Raw genomic sequence first — 15,474 nt, forward strand, 5'->3', positions numbered from 1 at the left:
TCGACTTTTCGAGCCATCCGGCGCTAAAGGCGCCCGCGATTCTAAAAACAAAGGACTCCACTCTCCCATGCGCATCGACTTGATCCCCGCCGGCGACAGCCCGCCCGACAGCCTGAATGTCCTGATCGAAGTACCGATCGGCGGCGAGCCGGTGAAATATGAATTCGACAAGGCATCGGGCGCGCTGTTCGTCGACCGCTTCCTCCATACTCCGATGCGCTATCCCGCCAATTACGGCTTCATCCCGCACACGCTGGGCGACGATGGCGATCCGCTTGATGCACTCGTCGTCGCGCGCTCGCCGATCGTTGCGGGCGCGGTGGTCAAGTGCCGCCCGGTCGGCGTGCTGATGATGGAAGACGACGCCGGCGGCGACGAAAAGCTATTGTGCGTCCCGGTCAACAAGACCTTCCCCTATTATGCCGATGTCGCGAGCTACACCGACATGCCGCCGATCGTGCTGCAGCAGATCGAACATTTCTTTACCCACTATAAGGATCTCGAACCCGGCAAATGGGCGAAGCTCAACGGCTGGGGCGATGTCGACGAGGCCAAGCGCATCATCGTGGAATGCATCGAGCGCGCGAAGACGGTCGGGTACTGAGGCCAGCGCGCCCCTGCGCCGGCAGGGGCCGATCACCGGCCGGTGCGAGGTTGAACCGCCCGGTGATGGGTCCCCGCCTTCGCGGGGACACGGCTATTCTTCGATGTCCGGCGCCTGCGCATCCCTGATCATCCGCACATCGGTCCGCGGATAGGGGATGCGAATTCCGGCTTCCTTGAACCGGTCCCATATCCCCAGAAACACCTCGCCCTGAATATTGCCTAGCCCCGCCTCGGGGTCTGAAATCCAGATGCGCAGTTCATGCTCGACCGCGCGTTCGCCGAACGCCGTGATCCACACCGCCGGTTCGGGTTCGTCGAGGATGCGCGGGTTCGTTTTGGCTGTCTCGACGATCAACCGCTGCGCCAGCCGTAAGTCGGCGTCATACGGCACCGGAATACGCATCCGCACCCGCACCTCGGGGCTGGCATAGCTCCAATTTTCGACCGCCTGCGTCATCAGCAGCTCGTTCGGGATCAGATGCTTCTTGCCGTCGCGGGTGACCACATTGACCGCGCGCACCCCGATCTTCGCCACGCGCCCAACATTGGGTACACCCCCGGGCAAGGCCGACCCGCCCATGCTGCTGCCGTCGCCGACGACGATGATGTCGCCGGGCTTGATCGACCGGTCCATCAACAGGATGATCCCGGCGATCAGATTGCCGACGGTCTTTTGCAGGCCGAAACCAATTGCGAGACCAGCCGCACCCGAAAACACCGCGAGCGCGGTCAGGTCGATGCCGAGCAGGTCGATACCGAACAGCATCGCAAAGACGAACAAGGAGATCGCGATCAGTTTTTCGGTCAATATCCGCTGGGTCTGGTCGATATGGGTGTTGCGGCGGAGCAACCATTTGGTCGCGCGCATCACGACCTTGACCGCGAGATAGAGCAGAACCGCGACGATGATCGTCGAAAACAGGCCGTAGAGCGACAGGCGATAGGCGCCGACGTCGAGCCCGATCGCCTTCATCGCAACGACAGCGCCGTCGATCCCTTCACGCAGACCGGCCGCCGCACTCATAAGGCCGCAAATCCGCGTTCGAGATCGGCGATCAGATCGGCGGGATCCTCCAGCCCGATCGACAGCCGCACCAGCGGGTCGGGATCGTTCCACGCGGTCGCGGTGCGAATCGGGTTGCCGGGCACCACCAGGCTTTCATAACCGCCCCAGCTGAACCCGATACCGAACAGTGACAGCGCGTCGATGAAACGGGCACGGCCCGCGTCGTCGGCGCCTTTCAGGGTAAAGCCGAACAGCCCGCTGGTCCCGCCAAAGTCGCGCGACCAGATCTGATGGCCGGGGTCGTCCTCCCGCCCGGGGTGGAGGACACGCGCGACCTCGGGCCGCGCGGCAAGCCAGTCGGCAACCACCAGACCATTTTTGCCGTGCCGCTGCATCCGCACGTCAAGCGTCCGCAGGCCGCGCAGCATCAGCGCGCAATCGTCGGGAGAAACTGCCTGCCCCAATTGGTACGCCGCGCTGCGCAGCCGCGGCCACACCGCTTTTGTGGCAGTCAGCGACCCCATCATTGCGTCCGAATGTCCGCCGACATATTTGGTCAGGCTCATCATCGTCACATCGACGCCGTGCGCCAGCGCGGGGAACAGCAACGGCGTCGCCCAGGTGTTGTCGAGCATCGTCAGCACCCCCCGCTCGCGCGCGACCCGGGTGATCGTGGGGACGTCCTGCACCTCAAAGGTCAGGCTGCCCGGTGATTCGAGGAAGATCAGCCTGGTTTGCGGCGTGATCAGCTCGGCGATGCCCGCGCCGACCAGCGGGTCATAATAGGTGGTCGTCACGCCATAGCGTGCGAGCAAGCCGTCACAGAAGGCGCGCGTCGGTTCATAGGCGCTGTCGACCATCAACAGATGATCGCCTGGCGCCAGCAGCGCCAGCAGCGCCGCCGAATTGGCCGCAACCCCCGAGGGGTAGAGCAAAGTACCCTCGGCGCCCGGCTCCATATCGGTCAGCGCATCGGCGAGCGCCCACACCGTCGGCGTGCCGCGCCGTCCATAATATAGCTTGTCATGCGTCGCGTGGCCGCGCGCCGCGAGGTCGGCCATATTGTCATAGAGGATCGTCGAGGCGCGCCACACCGGCGGATTGACGACGCTGCCGCCCAATCGCGGGTCGCCGGTCCATTCGGGCCGGCGACCGCCCTGCACGAGTTTTGTGGCAGGGCGGCGCTCGTCCTTATCCTTGTCGGTTGGGCCGGCCACCTGGCGGGTCAGGCCGCGCCGGTCGCCTTGGGCGTCGCGGGGTCGGCGCCCCATTCGGTCCAGCTGCCGTCATAAACCGCGACATCCTCTTTCCCGAGCAGATGCGCGCCGAACGCGAGGACGGTCGCGGTCATGCCGCTGCCGCAGGTGGTGACCAGCGGCTTGTCGAGATCGACGCCCGCCGCATCGAAAGCCGCTTTCAGGTCGTCGCCTTGTTTCCAGGTGCCGTCGGCGTTGAACAGCGCGCTGTGCGGCAGGCTGCGCGAATTCGGGATATGGCCAGGCGCCAGGCCGGGACGCGGATCGCGTTCCTCACCGGTGAACCGCGCGCCGGGCCGCGCATCGACGACCTGTTCGGCGGCGCTGTCGACATTGGCCAGCATCTGATCCTTGGTGCGCACCGCCTTGGCATCGCGCCATACGGTGAAGTGACGGTGGCGCAGTGTCTGTTTGCCCATTTCGAGCGCGCGGCCTTCGGCCTTCCACTTCGCCAGACCGCCATCGAGCAGCGCGACGTCGTGCGCGCCGAACAATTTCAAAAGCCACCAGGCGCGCGCCGCGCTTTTCAGCGGGCTGTCGTCGTAGAGCACGATGCGGCTGCCGTCGCCAAGGCCCAGCGATTGCATGCGGCTGGCGAATTTTTCGGCCTGCGGCGCCATATTGTCGATGTCGCTCGACGGATCGGTCAGTTCGGCCAGGTCCATGAACACTGCACCCGGGATATGCCCCGTCTCATATTCGGCGCGCGCGTTGCGGCCGGCGTCATCCATGAATTTCGTCGCATCGACGATCCGCAGGTCCGAAGCCCCCAGTTCGCGTTCCAGCCAGTCGGTTGAGACCAAGGCGTCCATGTCATGCTCCTGTTGCGACCGATCGGAACCTTATTGTCCCTTCGTCGGCCATCCTGCTCTGTTCTTTCCGGGGAGGACGAGCCTATGCCCCGCGCTGCGCTTTTTCAAGCGCGCTGGCGCTGTGCCTCAGCCGATGCTGCGCTGCAACACAAAAGCTGCGCTTGTTCGGCGGCGTAGGCAAACTACTGGCTGCGTTTGATCGCCGTGGCGCGCGCACCGGGACGGTCGACCAGATAGGCCGCGCGATCGAGCGCCAGCGGCGCAAGTTTGTCACTGCCGCTGGTGCCTTGCTCGCGGCCGAGCACGAAGCTGGCGGCATTCTGGCCAAAGGCCTCCCCCTCGCCATCCCAATGATAGGTCACGTCAAGCGCGATCACCGGCACCAGCATCGGTTTGCCGCCAATGATCAGCGGCTCGATCGCCGCGCGCGGCAACATGACCTCGGTCGACAGATCTTCGCCGGACCCGACGCCCAGCATCATGTCGTCGCGCAGCACGCTGCCGCCCGCACCGTCGAAGAAGCGACCCAGCACCGCCTCGGGCATCGCCGACCCCTGATTGAGCGCGATGCGGACCATCAGTCCAGTCGCGGGCAGGCTGCCCTGGTTGAGCAAATGGAGCGCAAAGCCCACCGCGACATGGTCGGCGGCAAACCGAATGCTGCGGATGTCGAGTGTCATCGCGACCAGCGCGCGCTGTTCGCCCGCAGCGCGGGTGACCAGCGGCGAGGCGGCGCGCGGCTCGTCGCGGCGCATGGGCGGCACCGGGGCTGCGGGGCGCGGCGTCGGCTGCGGCTCGACAGGCCGGGTGGGCGGGACGGCTGAGCGCGCCGCCGGGGCTGGGGGCGGCGCGGGCGTGTCATCGACAGCCGGACCGGCGAGCGCTGTCCGACGGCGCCAATACCAGAAGCCCGCCCCCAGCGCGGCGAGCAGCGCAAGCAGCCAGGCCCAGAGCGGGACACCCGACGACGCAGCGCCGGGCGCGGTAATCGGTCCAGCTTCCGCCACAGGAGGCGCCAGGGTCGGCGCCGCGGCGCTGTCGGGCGCTGCGCTTGGCAGCGGCAGCAGCACGGAACCTTCGGGCGCAGCTTGCGTCGGCGCTGCGGGGTCGGACGACGGCGCGGCGCGGGACACGGTAGCAGGCGCATCGCCCCGCGCTGCGGGCGGCGTGGGCAACGAAATCGTCGACGTGGACTGAGTTGTGGCGACGCGCGGCGGGGTGGCGGGCTGCGACGGAAGCGGTGTGGGGGTCGGGGTCGGGGTCGAATTCTGGCCGCGTCGTTCGTTCGGCGCGACCGGCGGCAGGCCGTTATCGGAAGGTCCCTGTACCCCCGGCGCGCGGCCATCGTCGGCGGGCGGCAGGCGAAAGATCGATGATGGCGCGGGCGTCGGCGCCGGCGTTTCGGTTTGTTGCGCGGTCGCGGATACCGACGCGCCGGCGGCGATCATCGCGGTCGCCAGCGGCAAAGCCGTCAGCCACCGTCCCTGTCCGAATTTCCGCACCGTCATCGAAATGTCCGCGATCCCAAACTGTTCATATGCTCGCCGCGCCGCTGAATTGGCGCTGAACCGGGCCATCCACGGGATGACAGCGGCCGCGCGCGTCCCTAGATGGTTTCCATGTCCGATTCTACCCCTGCACCGCTCGCGCCGAAACATCTTGGCCAATCCAGCGACCTTCCTGCCGCGCCCGAGGCAGCGATCCTCGACTATGTGCCCAATCCGCGCGCCGGTGAATTATATCTGGTGCGCTTTGCGGCGCCCGAGTTCACTTCGCTTTGCCCGGTGACCGGTCAGCCAGATTTTGCCCATCTTGTCATCGATTACGCCCCTGGCAAAACCATAGTCGAATCGAAAAGCCTCAAGCTGTTCCTCGGCAGTTTTCGCAACCATGCGGGGTTCCACGAGGATTGTACCGTCGGTATCGGTCGCCGCCTGTTCGACGAGATGCAGCCGCAATGGCTACGCATCGGCGGCTATTGGTATCCGCGCGGTGGCATCCCGATCGATGTGTTTTGGCAATCGGGCGCGCCGCCCACGGACCTGTGGCTGCCCGATCAGGGCGTCGCCCCCTATCGCGGGCGCGGGTGAAAATTCATCTTCTCGTCACAATTTATTGACACTAGTGTAAACATTATGACCGCAGCATCGCTTCCGCACGACCATCCTATCGCCGTTGGTTCCGACCAGATCGATTTCATGGGCCATGTGAACAACGCCCATTATCTCAGCTGGGTGCAGGACGCCGTGCTGTCGCACTGGCGCCACATCGCGCCGCCGGAAGCGGTCGCCGCGCATCTGTGGGTCGCGTTGAAGCACGAGATCACCTATCGCCGCCCCGCCTTTCTGGACGACCAAGTCATCGCGACGGTGATCCTGGAAAAGGTTCAGGGCGCACGCGCCTTTTACGAAACGATCATCAAACGCGGCGAAGAGGTGCTCGCCGAAGTAAAATCGAGCTGGTGCTGCATCGACGCCGAAACGCTGCGCCCGGCGCGGCTGGCGAGCGACGTCATCGCGCGGTTTTTTCCGGGTGAGAAAGTCTGAAGCTTTATCCGCTTCTTTTGCTCGTCGCAACGATGTCGGCGTGCGCGCCTAATAGCGATTCCGTGACGGCGCTCGCCACAAGACTGGTGAACGAAGCCGGGGCGGTTCCACCCTCTACGCTCCAGCACGCTTATATCGCCTGCGGCGAGCGTGCGCTGTCAAGGCTTCCAAGCCGCAAGATCGGTGATGCGTTGGCGGCGCCGGACGTTCCGGCAATGTGGGACAGGCTGGGCAGCGATGCACTCGATGCCTATGTTACCGAGTGCCGCAAGGTAGACTTGGCAAACCGTTCTACACATAGCGGAACCTAAGCCGCCACAAAGCGGATCGGCAGCCGCTTCAGCCCGCCCACAAAAACCGATTCGACCCGCGCGGGCTCGCCCGCAAGTTCGAGACTTTTCAGCCGCGGCAGCAGCTCTTCCATCAATATCCGCATCTCCATCCGCGCCAGATGCTGCCCAAGGCACACATGCGCGCCGAAGCCGAAGGCGATCTGCTGGTTCTTTTCGCGGTCGGGATTGAACGCGAACGGATCGCCGAACACATCCTCGTCGCGGTTGCCCGACACATAGTTGAGCATCAGCCAGTCGCCCGCCTGGATCGTTTGACCGCCGATTTCGACATCCTCTTTCGCGCTGCGCATGAAATGCTGGACGGGTGTCGTCCAGCGGATCGCTTCCTCGATCAATCCCGCCTTGTCGCTCTCGGCGCTGCGGAAGCGGTCGAACAGCGCCGGATTTTTCGCCATCTCCATCATCGCGCCCGCAGTCGAGGCGCTCGTCGTATCGTGCCCCGCGGTCGCGACGATCATATAATATCCCGACATTTCGCGGTCGGGGATCGGCTCCCCATTTATCGTCGCATTGGCGATCACCGTCGCGATGTCCTCGCGCGGGTTGGCGCGGCGGTCGGCGGTCAGCGCGCCGAAATATTGGGTGAAATCGGCGATGACATAGTCGAGCATCGCAATCGCCTGTTCGGCGCTGGTGATCGCCTCGCGGCTGCGGTTCAGTTCGGGGTCGGTGGGGCCGAACAATTGCTGGGTCAGCATCAGCATCCGCGGCTCGTCCTCGGGCGGGACGCCTAAAATGTCCATGATCACCCGCAGCGGATAATGCGCCGCGACGTCGCGCGCAAAATCACACTCCCCGCCCTGCGCCAGCATATGATCGACCGTCTCGCGTGCGATCTGCCGAATACGCTCTTCGACGATCTTGAGGTTCTTCGGCATGAACCAGCTCTGGGTGAGCAGCCGGTATTTCATATGGTCGGGGGCGTCCATCTGGACCAGCGAGCGGATCAGATGCCCGTCATTGTTTGGCGTTGCGGCGCGTGCCAGTGCTTCGCCGTCGCGGTTGGTCAGCACCGTCGGGCGGATGCCGTTGGCGAAGCGCTGCGGATCGCGGCTGATCGCCATGATGTCGGCGTGGCGGGTGACAAGCCAGAAGGGGTCGTGATCGTGATTCTCGGCGACCGCGAGCGGCGCGTTCGACCGCGCCCACGCAAGCTGTTCGTGCAGCGGATCCCATTGGCCGTATGCGACGGGGTCGACAACGGCGGCGGCTACCTCTCCAGGCAATATTGGTTTTGTCATGCGCGACAGGTTGCCGATTGAAACTGGCCTTGTCCAGAGCCACGATGCCGCGCCCCATTTTGTCGGCTTAGCCCGAGCCGCGATGGCAATTCAGGCGATTTGCGGCGCACCCGCGGGCATCGCGCTCGCCCATTCGGTCCGCGCCTTACGGATCAATGCCTTCAGGGCATCGGCGTTCCGCCGCCATGCTGCGGCGACCGGCGCGCTCCACGCCGCGCCCACCGCCTTGCCAAACTCTTCGACGGTCATATCGATGAAGGCGTCATATTCGGCGATCGGCAAGGCGCCGTAATTACGGTGGGTGAATACCAGTTCGGTGACGAGCGGCCACACCCAGCTCTCGCCGCTGGCCAGCCCGAACATCATTTGAAGCGTCTCGTCGGTCATCCGCCGCGACGCCGCATCGACCGAAATGAAGCTGGCACGCCGATCAGGATACGCCGCAAAGAAGCGATCGAACAAGCTATGGCGAATCTCGATCCCCGCGTCGACGGCGGCGATCAGACTCGCCTCCATCAACGCGACGTCATTCACTTGAACAGGCTGCCCAAAATCCCGCGCATCAGCTGGCCGCCGAACTTGCCCGCGACCTGGCGCCCGATGCTCGTCGCCGCCGAACGCGCCGCCGACTGGACCATCTTCTCGGTCATCGAGGGCTTGGCGGCCTCGCGCGCGGCGGCGGTTTCCTGGCGCAGCCGCTCTTTCTCTTCGGCGACCTTGCGCTTCGCTTCTTCCTTGGCGGCGATCGCGGCCTGCTTGTCCGCCTCGCCCTGCGCCTTGGCTTCGATCGCGGCGGCCTGTGCCTGATCGGCTTTGGCGGCGAGCAACTCCTCGGCGCTCTCACGGTTGACCGCCGTGTCATATTTGCCCTCGACCGGGGAGATCGATTTGATGATCGCGCGTTCTTTGGCGTCGAGCGGACCGGCGCGCGAACAAGGTGGCTTGATCAAGGTGCGCTCGACCGGCGAGGGCGATCCGTCGGGCATCAAGAGCGAGACGAGCGCCTCGCCGACCTTGAGTTCGGTGATCTCACGCGCGACGTCGATCTTGGGATTGGGACGGAAGGTTTCGGCGGCGGCCTTCACCGCCTTTTGATCGCGCGGGGTAAAGGCGCGCAGCGCATGCTGGACACGGTTGCCGAGCTGGCCCGCGACATCTTCGGGGATGTCGATCGGGTTCTGGGTCACGAAATAGACGCCAACACCCTTCGACCGGATCAGGCGAACGACCTGCTGGATCTTTTCAGCGAGCGCAGGCGGCGCGTCGTCGAACAGCAGATGCGCCTCGTCGAAAAAGAAGACGAGCTTGGGTTTGTCGGGATCGCCGATCTCGGGCAGCGTTTCGAACATCTCGCTGAGCAGCCACAGCAGGAAGGTCGCATAGAGCTTGGGGCTCGCCATCAGCTTGTCGGCGGCGAGAATGTTGACATAGCCGCGGCCATTGTCGTCGCAGCGGATCATGTCCTGAATGTCGAGCGCCGGTTCGCCAAAGAAATGCGCGCCGCCCTGGCTTTCGAGCGTCAGCAGCTGCCGCTGGATCGTGCCGACCGTAGCCTTCGACACATTGCCATATTTGGTCGTGAGTTCGTCGGCGTTTTCGGCGCACCACACCAGCATCGCCTGCAAATCGCCCATGTCGAGGAGCAGCAAATTCTGTTCGTCGGCTACCCGGAAGGCAATCGCGAGCACGCCTTCCTGCACCTCGTTGAGTCCCATCAGCCGCGCGAGCAGCAGCGGCCCCATTTCAGAAATCGTCGTGCGGATCGGGTGGCCCTGCTCGCCGAACAGGTCCCAGAAGATCACCGGATTGTCGCGGTACGCCCATTCGGTGTCGCCGATCTCGGCGGCGCGCGCGGCGAAAATCTCGTGCATCTTGGACATCGGGCTGCCCGCCATCGCCATGCCGGCAAGGTCGCCCTTCACATCGGCGACGAACACCGGAACGCCGACCGCCGAAAAGCCTTCGGCCAGACCCTGCAACGTCACCGTCTTGCCGGTGCCGGTCGCGCCGGCGATCAGCCCGTGGCGGTTGGCGCGTTTCAGCACCAGCGACTGGCGCGGACCGTCAGCGGCCCCGCCGCCGCCAAGGCCGATATAAATCTCCGTCGCGGTGCTGCCATCGGTCATGCGCTGTCCTTCACTCAAAAAGCCTTATCCGAGGTTTAGAGTGACGGCACAGGTCAGGCAATCGCCAAACGGGGTGGGGATGATGCGGTAGGCGTTCCGGCAGCAATCGACCGAAAGCCGATACCACTTATCTCGTCACCCTGAACTTGTTTCAGGGTCCATGGCCTGCCGTTTCCTTTGGCGCAGCGCCTCATTTAGCAGTCAGGCCATGGATGCTGAAACAAGTTCAGCATGACGAGGTTTGAATGGCAGAGCCCCACCCCAAAGCCGACATTACAGTGCCACCATTCACCCCATGATGAATGCATTCAGCTTGTTGCCATCGGGATCGCGGAAATAGCCCGCGTAAAATCCTTCGCCGCGCGGCCCCGGGGGGCCTTCGCACGTGCCGCCGTTCGCCAGCGCGATATCGTAAAGACGCTGGACCTGGTCCTTGTCCTTCGCCTCGAGCGCGACCATCACGCCATTGCCGACCGTTGCAGCGTTGCCATCGAACGGCTTGGTCAGACCGATGCCGGCACCGCCGCCCGGCTTGCCCCACGCGATGAAGCCATCGAATTCCATCATCCGCGGCGTGTCCAGTTCGCCCGCGATAGCATCGTAAAACACTGCCGCTTTGGCCAGATCCTTGGTTCCCAGCGTGACATAACCAATCATCGTCATTCTCCCGACTCGAAATAATGAGAACATAATATGAACAAAGGCCGCGCCGCGCAAATAAAAAGGGCGCCGGACCGGTTGGTCGCGGCGCCCCTTTTATCGGGTCCAAAGCCGAAGCCTATTTCACGCGCACCGCGATAAAGGCCGACGGGCCGCCGCGGCGGAGGATTTCCAACAGCACCGCGTCGCGGCCTGCCTTTTTGGCGTCCGCCACCGCCTTCGCCAGCGCATCGCTGGTTGCAACCGGCGTACGGTTGGCGCTGAGGATTACGTCGCCGCGGCGCAGACCCTTGCGGCCCGCGTCGCTGTTGGCCGACGCGGCGCCGATCACCAAACCCTTGGTTCCGGCATCGACGCCCACCGCGCGCGCGATATCAGGGGTTAGCACCTGCACCGACAGGCCCAGTTCTTCCTGAAGCGCCTTGTCGGCGGCGCCAGTCGGATCCTCGGGCTCGGCCTGCTCCGCTTCGGGGTCGAAGTTGGCGGCGGCTAGCTCTTCTTCGGGCGGACGCGTGCCGACCAGCACGTTCAGCGTCATCGGCTTGCCGTCGCGAATGATTTCGAGCGGGATGCGCGTCCCGGGCTTGGTGTTCGACACGATGTACGACAGGGTCTGCTGCGGCGTGACCTCCTTGCCATTGACCTTGGTGACCACGTCGCCGCGCTTCAGCCCGGCCTTTTCGCCCGCCTGCGCCGGCTCGACGCGCTGGATGAACTCGCCGCGATCCTTGGGCAGACCGAGCGCCGCCGCCAGATCCTCATCAACCGGTGCGATGCCGATGCCGAGATAGCCGCGCTCGATCTTCGCGCCCGAGCGCAGCGAATTGATCACCGGGATCGCCGCGTCGGCGGGAATCGCGAAGTTGACGCCGATGTTTGCGCCGACGGGTGAGATCAGCATGTTGTTGATACCGACGACATTGCCCTGCAAATCGAACAGCGGCCCGCCCGAGTTGCCGCGGTTGATCGCGGTATCGGTCTGGATATAGCGGTCATAGGCGCCGCCCTGGCCCAGATTGCGCTGCACCGCCGAAATAATCCCCGCGGTCACCGTCGAGCCGAGGCCGAGCGGGTTGCCGATCGCAACGACCCAGTCACCGACGCGTGCGGTGCTGCTGTCGGCGAACTTTACGAAGGGAAGCCCGGTCGCCTCAATCTTCAACAACGCGAGGTCGGAGGCGACATCGCGGCCGATGATCTTCGCCTTATATTCTTTTTGATTGGTCAGCGTGATCGTCACCTGACTGACTTCCTCGCCGCGGGGACCGCCCGAGATGACGTGGTTGTTGGTGACGATGTATCCGTCGGCCGAAATCAGGAATCCCGAGCCGCCGCCCTGCTGTTCCTGGGTGATCGGCTCGCGCGTCCCGGCGAAGGGGTTGATGCGGGTGCCGAGCGTGACTTCCTGCTTGGTCGAGATGTTGACCACCGCGGGCTGGAGCTGTTCGACTAGGTCGGCGAAGCTTTCGGGTGCGCCCGAACGCGGCACGACCTTGGCGATTTCGCTCTTTTCATTCTGCGCGACCTGCGCGCCGACAGGAGACTGGGTGACCAGCGCCAGCGCGGTGCCACTCGCCAGCAAAGCCGAAGTGATGCCATAAACATAACGCACGATCGGTAATCCTCTTCTCATCCGAAAAACTCAACAACCCCGGCTGCGGCGGTCTGCGGCGCAGCGGCTGAACGCCAATTGAACATGAATGGGGGCTTTCGGTTCCATTCACCAAAGCACCCGGTCACATCAACCGCCGCTGAATCGTTTCAAATATTCATTGTCGGGCGACATGATGATCGACGTTCCGCCTTGGTTGTTTTCACCCAGGAAGGTCTGGCGATAGCTTTGCATGGCGCGGTAGAAATCGTAGAATTCGGGATCCTTGCCAAAGCTGGCGGCATAGATGCGGGCCGCTTCACCGTCGGCGTTACCGCGGATGATCTGCGCTTCCTTCTGCCCCTCGGCGCGGATCGCGGTGGCTTCCTGCTGGCGGGCAGTCCGCATCCGGTTGTATGCCGCCTCGAGCGTTGCGCCTTCGGGCAGGTCGGCGCGCTTGATCCGCACGTCGATGATCTCGGCGCCATATTTCTTGGCCTCGCGGTTGAGCGCGATCTGGATATTGTCCATCACCGCGCCGCGTTCGGGCGACAGCAAGGTCGCGAAGGTGCGCTTGCCCAGCTCGTTGCGCAGCGACGAACCCAAGATTGTGGCGAGCTGTTGCTGCAGCCGCTCCTCGGTACGGATCGCGGTGTACATGCGCACCGGATTGGTGATGCGAAAACGCGCAAAGGCATCGACCTGCAACCGCTGCTGATCGGTCGAGAGCACCTGCTGGCGCTCCATGTTCACGCCCATGATACGCTTGTCGATATATTGGATGCCGTCGGTGAACGGGACGCGCAGCACGAGCCCGGCGCCCGAGCTGCCGAACTGCTCGTCGGTTTTATAGCGGTTCACCGTGCGCTCGATTTCGCCGAATCGCAGGATCAGCGCCTGCTTGTCCTCGGGAACGATCGCCAGCGATTGCGACAGGATAACGAGAACCGCGACGGCGCCGACGAGCAGGCGCACAGGGTTCTGGAACAGCGAATTCAACATCATTCGCCTCCCTTCGGCGCCGCGGCGGCGGGCGGTGCGACCGGGACGCGTTTCTGGACCTCGTTCAGCGGCAGATAGGGGGTTACCCCGCGCGCTTCGACGACGGTCTTGTCGACGTTCGACAAAACATTCTCCATCGTTTCATAATAAAGCCGCTTGCGGGTCACGCCCGGCGCTAGCCGATATTGTTCGTAGATCTGGTCGAACGCGGCGGTGTCGCCGCGCGCGCGTTCGAGCACCTGTTGCTGATAGGCGCGCGAAAGGTTGATCGCCGATTCGCGTTCCTGCAGCGCCGCGGTGACTTCCTTGAACGCTTCGTCGACCTGGCTCGGCGGATCGGCCTGGCGGATCGCGATGCCCTGAATCGACACGCCGGCGCGATACTGGTTGAGCAGATCCTGCATGCGTTGCTGCACCTGCGCCTCGATCTCGACGCGGCCGGGACCGATCGCATCGGTCAGATTGAAGTTCGCGACCGTCGCGCGCATCGAGCTTTCGGCGACTTCGCGGATCGTGCCTTCGGGATCGGCGAGCTGGAAGAAGAACAGCTCGGGATCACGCACCGACCAGCGCACCTCATACGCGAGGTCGATCAGGCTCTGGTCGCGGGTCAGGACGAAATTCTCATCCGTAGCGTTGGGCGAACCGACCGCCATGGTGCGGATCGCGCGGACGTCTTCCAGCCGAATGCGCTCGATCGGCGCTGGCCAAGTCAGCTTCACGCCCGGACCCGCGGTGCGCGAATAGCTGCCGAGGCGGGTAATCACGCCTTCCTTTTCGGGCGGGACGATATGGAACGAAGAAAAGATGACCCACAATACGACCGCCGCGAGCACGCCCCATTTCCAGAATTTCGCCGAATCGCCGAGATCGAACTGGCCGCCGCCGCCCGAACCGCCACCGCCGAATCCACCGCGTCCCTTGCGCAGCAATTCGTCGAGCGCCGAAGGCCCGCGCGGCTTGCGACCGCGATTGATGTCGATCGGATCGGGGGTCACCCACGGGTTGCGCGGGCCGGGCTTTTTGCCGTCGCCAGACCCATCGTTCCCGCCGTCGCCGCCGCCGCCCTTGGGGCCACTGCCCCATGGGCTGTTCGCCATCAGGCTGATCGCCTCGAAAAATTGCCGCAATCCCCTGGGGCTGCGGCGTTCGATATTGCCGTCGATTTTGTCGTTCATAAGGCTTTTATAGGGTCGGCGCGCGCGATTAACAGGGGGTGCGCGCGAAAATGGGTGGCAATTGACCCGCGCATGCGTATCTGCCGCGGACATGACCGATCAAAGCGCAGACATCGCCCGCCTGGCCGCCGCCGCCGCCGACCTCAGCGAAGGGCGCTCATCGGGACTGCGCCTGCTGGACGACGCCGGATTGCTGGCGGTCGTGCTCGACGTGTCGGGACTGACAGTCGAAGAACGCAAACCGCTGGAGGGCAAGTTACGGACGGGCTTGCTCACAGAGCCGGGCGTGCGCGAAGTCCGCATCGCGATGACCGCCGAGAAAAAAATGATGACGATCATCGCGGTCGGCAGCGGCAAGGGCGGGGTCGGCAAATCGACCCTCGCCGCCAATCTGGCGGTCGCGCTGCAGCGGCGCGGGGTGAAGGTCGGGCTGGTCGATGCCGACATCTATGGCCCGTCGCAGCCCCGACTGATGGACAGCGAAGGCGTGAAACCCGAATCGCGCGGATCGAAACTGGTCCCCGTTCCCAATGCTTACGGCGTGCCGATGCTGTCGACCGGACAGATCGCGGCGCCCGGCCAAGCCATCGCCTGGCGCGGCCCGATGGCGGGCAAGGCACTCGAGCAATTGGTGGACGCGAGTTGGGGCGACATCGACACGCTGATCGTCGATCTGCCTCCCGGCACCGGCGACGTCCAGCTGACGATGATCCAGAAGCACAAGCCCGCCGGCGCGGTGATCGTATCGACCCCGCAGGACCTGGCGCTGATGGACGCAACCCGCGCGATCAGCCTGTTCGAGCAGGCCGAGGTGCCGATTATCGGGCTGGTAGAAAATATGGCGGGCTATGCCTGCCCGCATTGCGGCGAGGTCAGCGACCCGTTCGGCAGCGGCGGCGCCGAAGCGGCGGCGAAGACGATGGACATCGACTTTCTGGGCCGGGTACCGTTGTCGATGGGGATCCGGCTGGCCAGCGACGGCGGCGTGCCGCCCGCGGCCGGAACCGACCCGACGGGCGAGCCGTTCCATGCGATAGCGGCGAAGGTCGCCGAATGGCTGGAAGCCCGCAGGCGCTAACCAACATTGGGGAAATAGC

General features: G+C 64.4%; 15 protein-coding genes. 4 read left to right on the forward strand and 11 right to left on the reverse strand.

Annotation, left to right across the window (positions count from 1 at the left end; translation table 11 throughout):
• The first annotated feature begins 67 nt into the window (after positions 1-67).
• Positions 68-604: an inorganic diphosphatase gene (gene ppa / locus ACQY6T_RS12265; protein ID WP_428631077.1), complete on the forward strand. Its 537-nt coding sequence runs from the start codon at positions 68-70 to the stop codon at positions 602-604.
• A gap of 93 nt (positions 605-697) precedes the next feature.
• Here ppa and ACQY6T_RS12270 read toward each other — a convergent pair whose 3' ends face one another.
• From ACQY6T_RS12270 to ACQY6T_RS12285, 4 genes are all read right to left on the reverse strand, one after another.
• Complete coding sequence (locus tag ACQY6T_RS12270) at positions 698-1,630, reverse strand: mechanosensitive ion channel family protein (RefSeq protein WP_428631078.1); 933 nt, start codon at positions 1,628-1,630, stop codon at positions 698-700.
• Positions 1,627-2,883 (reverse strand): cystathionine beta-lyase, encoded by a 1,257-nt coding sequence (metC, locus tag ACQY6T_RS12275; protein WP_428631079.1) that lies wholly within the window; start codon positions 2,881-2,883, stop codon positions 1,627-1,629. The genes ACQY6T_RS12270 and metC overlap by 4 nt, the downstream gene beginning before the upstream one ends.
• Positions 2,838-3,680, reverse strand: a complete 843-nt coding sequence (gene sseA / locus ACQY6T_RS12280) for a 3-mercaptopyruvate sulfurtransferase (protein ID WP_428631080.1) — start codon at positions 3,678-3,680, stop codon at positions 2,838-2,840. Before sseA ends, metC begins: the two co-directional genes overlap by 46 nt.
• A 182-nt stretch (positions 3,681-3,862) precedes the next feature.
• Complete coding sequence (locus tag ACQY6T_RS12285) at positions 3,863-5,188, reverse strand: hypothetical protein (RefSeq protein WP_428631081.1); 1,326 nt, start codon at positions 5,186-5,188, stop codon at positions 3,863-3,865.
• A 111-nt stretch (positions 5,189-5,299) separates the two neighbouring features.
• Between ACQY6T_RS12285 and queF the strand changes: the two genes are divergently transcribed.
• Entirely contained in the window at positions 5,300-5,770 is a 471-nt protein-coding gene (queF, locus tag ACQY6T_RS12290; RefSeq protein ID WP_428631082.1) for a preQ(1) synthase, read from the forward strand.
• Positions 5,771-5,815: 45 nt separating this feature from the next.
• Positions 5,816-6,226 carry an acyl-CoA thioesterase gene (locus ACQY6T_RS12295; protein ID WP_428631083.1) on the forward strand — a complete coding sequence of 137 codons (411 nt, stop codon included), beginning with the start codon at positions 5,816-5,818 and terminating at the stop codon, positions 6,224-6,226.
• Positions 6,227-6,533: 307 nt separating this feature from the next.
• On the opposite strand, the gene ACQY6T_RS12300 is transcribed toward ACQY6T_RS12295, so the two are convergent.
• From ACQY6T_RS12300 to hflK, 7 genes are all read right to left on the reverse strand, one after another.
• The gene (locus tag ACQY6T_RS12300; protein ID WP_428631085.1) at positions 6,534-7,820 is read right to left on the reverse strand and encodes a cytochrome P450; all 1,287 of its coding nucleotides are present in this window, start codon (positions 7,818-7,820) and stop codon (positions 6,534-6,536) included.
• A 90-nt stretch (positions 7,821-7,910) separates the two neighbouring features.
• Complete coding sequence (locus tag ACQY6T_RS12305) at positions 7,911-8,354, reverse strand: hypothetical protein (RefSeq protein ID WP_428631086.1); 444 nt, start codon at positions 8,352-8,354, stop codon at positions 7,911-7,913.
• The gene (locus ACQY6T_RS12310) at positions 8,351-9,946 is read right to left on the reverse strand and encodes a helicase HerA-like domain-containing protein (protein WP_428631087.1); all 1,596 of its coding nucleotides are present in this window, start codon (positions 9,944-9,946) and stop codon (positions 8,351-8,353) included. The genes ACQY6T_RS12305 and ACQY6T_RS12310 overlap by 4 nt, the downstream gene beginning before the upstream one ends.
• 288 nt (positions 9,947-10,234) lie before the next feature.
• Positions 10,235-10,603: a VOC family protein gene (locus ACQY6T_RS12315; RefSeq protein ID WP_428631089.1), complete on the reverse strand. Its 369-nt coding sequence runs from the start codon at positions 10,601-10,603 to the stop codon at positions 10,235-10,237.
• Between the two features lie 121 nt (positions 10,604-10,724).
• Positions 10,725-12,218 carry a Do family serine endopeptidase gene (locus ACQY6T_RS12320; protein WP_428631090.1) on the reverse strand — a complete coding sequence of 498 codons (1,494 nt, stop codon included), beginning with the start codon at positions 12,216-12,218 and terminating at the stop codon, positions 10,725-10,727.
• 129 nt (positions 12,219-12,347) lie between these two features.
• Positions 12,348-13,199, reverse strand: a complete 852-nt coding sequence (gene hflC / locus ACQY6T_RS12325) for a protease modulator HflC (protein WP_428632643.1) — start codon at positions 13,197-13,199, stop codon at positions 12,348-12,350.
• A complete protein-coding gene (gene hflK, locus ACQY6T_RS12330; RefSeq protein ID WP_428631092.1) occupies positions 13,199-14,377 on the reverse strand; it encodes a protease modulator HflK in 1,179 nt (392 codons plus the stop codon). Before hflK ends, hflC begins: the two co-directional genes overlap by 1 nt.
• Positions 14,378-14,468: 91 nt before the next feature.
• Between hflK and ACQY6T_RS12335 the strand changes: the two genes are divergently transcribed.
• Entirely contained in the window at positions 14,469-15,455 is a 987-nt protein-coding gene (locus ACQY6T_RS12335) for an Mrp/NBP35 family ATP-binding protein (protein ID WP_428631094.1), read from the forward strand.
• Positions 15,456-15,474 lie beyond the last annotated feature (19 nt).

Origin of the sequence: Sphingopyxis sp., from assembly GCF_965279725.1 — a bacterium.
Taxonomy (GTDB): domain Bacteria; phylum Pseudomonadota; class Alphaproteobacteria; order Sphingomonadales; family Sphingomonadaceae; genus Sphingopyxis.

Excerpts from the sequence above, each read along its gene's own strand:
- ppa (WP_428631077.1), top strand. The coding sequence starts at position 68 with ATGCGCATCGACTTGATCCCCGCCGGCGACAGCCCGCCCGACAGCCTG.
- ACQY6T_RS12270 (WP_428631078.1), bottom strand. The coding sequence starts at position 1,630 with ATGAGTGCGGCGGCCGGTCTGCGTGAAGGGATCGACGGCGCTGTCGTT.
- metC (WP_428631079.1), bottom strand. The coding sequence starts at position 2,883 with ATGGGGCGCCGACCCCGCGACGCCCAAGGCGACCGGCGCGGCCTGACC.
- sseA (WP_428631080.1), bottom strand. The coding sequence starts at position 3,680 with ATGGACGCCTTGGTCTCAACCGACTGGCTGGAACGCGAACTGGGGGCT.
- ACQY6T_RS12285 (WP_428631081.1), bottom strand. The coding sequence starts at position 5,188 with ATGACGGTGCGGAAATTCGGACAGGGACGGTGGCTGACGGCTTTGCCG.
- queF (WP_428631082.1), top strand. The coding sequence starts at position 5,300 with ATGTCCGATTCTACCCCTGCACCGCTCGCGCCGAAACATCTTGGCCAA.
- ACQY6T_RS12295 (WP_428631083.1), top strand. The coding sequence starts at position 5,816 with ATGACCGCAGCATCGCTTCCGCACGACCATCCTATCGCCGTTGGTTCC.
- ACQY6T_RS12300 (WP_428631085.1), bottom strand. The coding sequence starts at position 7,820 with ATGACAAAACCAATATTGCCTGGAGAGGTAGCCGCCGCCGTTGTCGAC.
- ACQY6T_RS12310 (WP_428631087.1), bottom strand. The coding sequence starts at position 9,946 with ATGACCGATGGCAGCACCGCGACGGAGATTTATATCGGCCTTGGCGGC.
- ACQY6T_RS12315 (WP_428631089.1), bottom strand. The coding sequence starts at position 10,603 with ATGATTGGTTATGTCACGCTGGGAACCAAGGATCTGGCCAAAGCGGCA.
- hflC (WP_428632643.1), bottom strand. The coding sequence starts at position 13,199 with ATGTTGAATTCGCTGTTCCAGAACCCTGTGCGCCTGCTCGTCGGCGCC.
- hflK (WP_428631092.1), bottom strand. The coding sequence starts at position 14,377 with ATGAACGACAAAATCGACGGCAATATCGAACGCCGCAGCCCCAGGGGA.
- ACQY6T_RS12335 (WP_428631094.1), top strand. The coding sequence starts at position 14,469 with ATGACCGATCAAAGCGCAGACATCGCCCGCCTGGCCGCCGCCGCCGCC.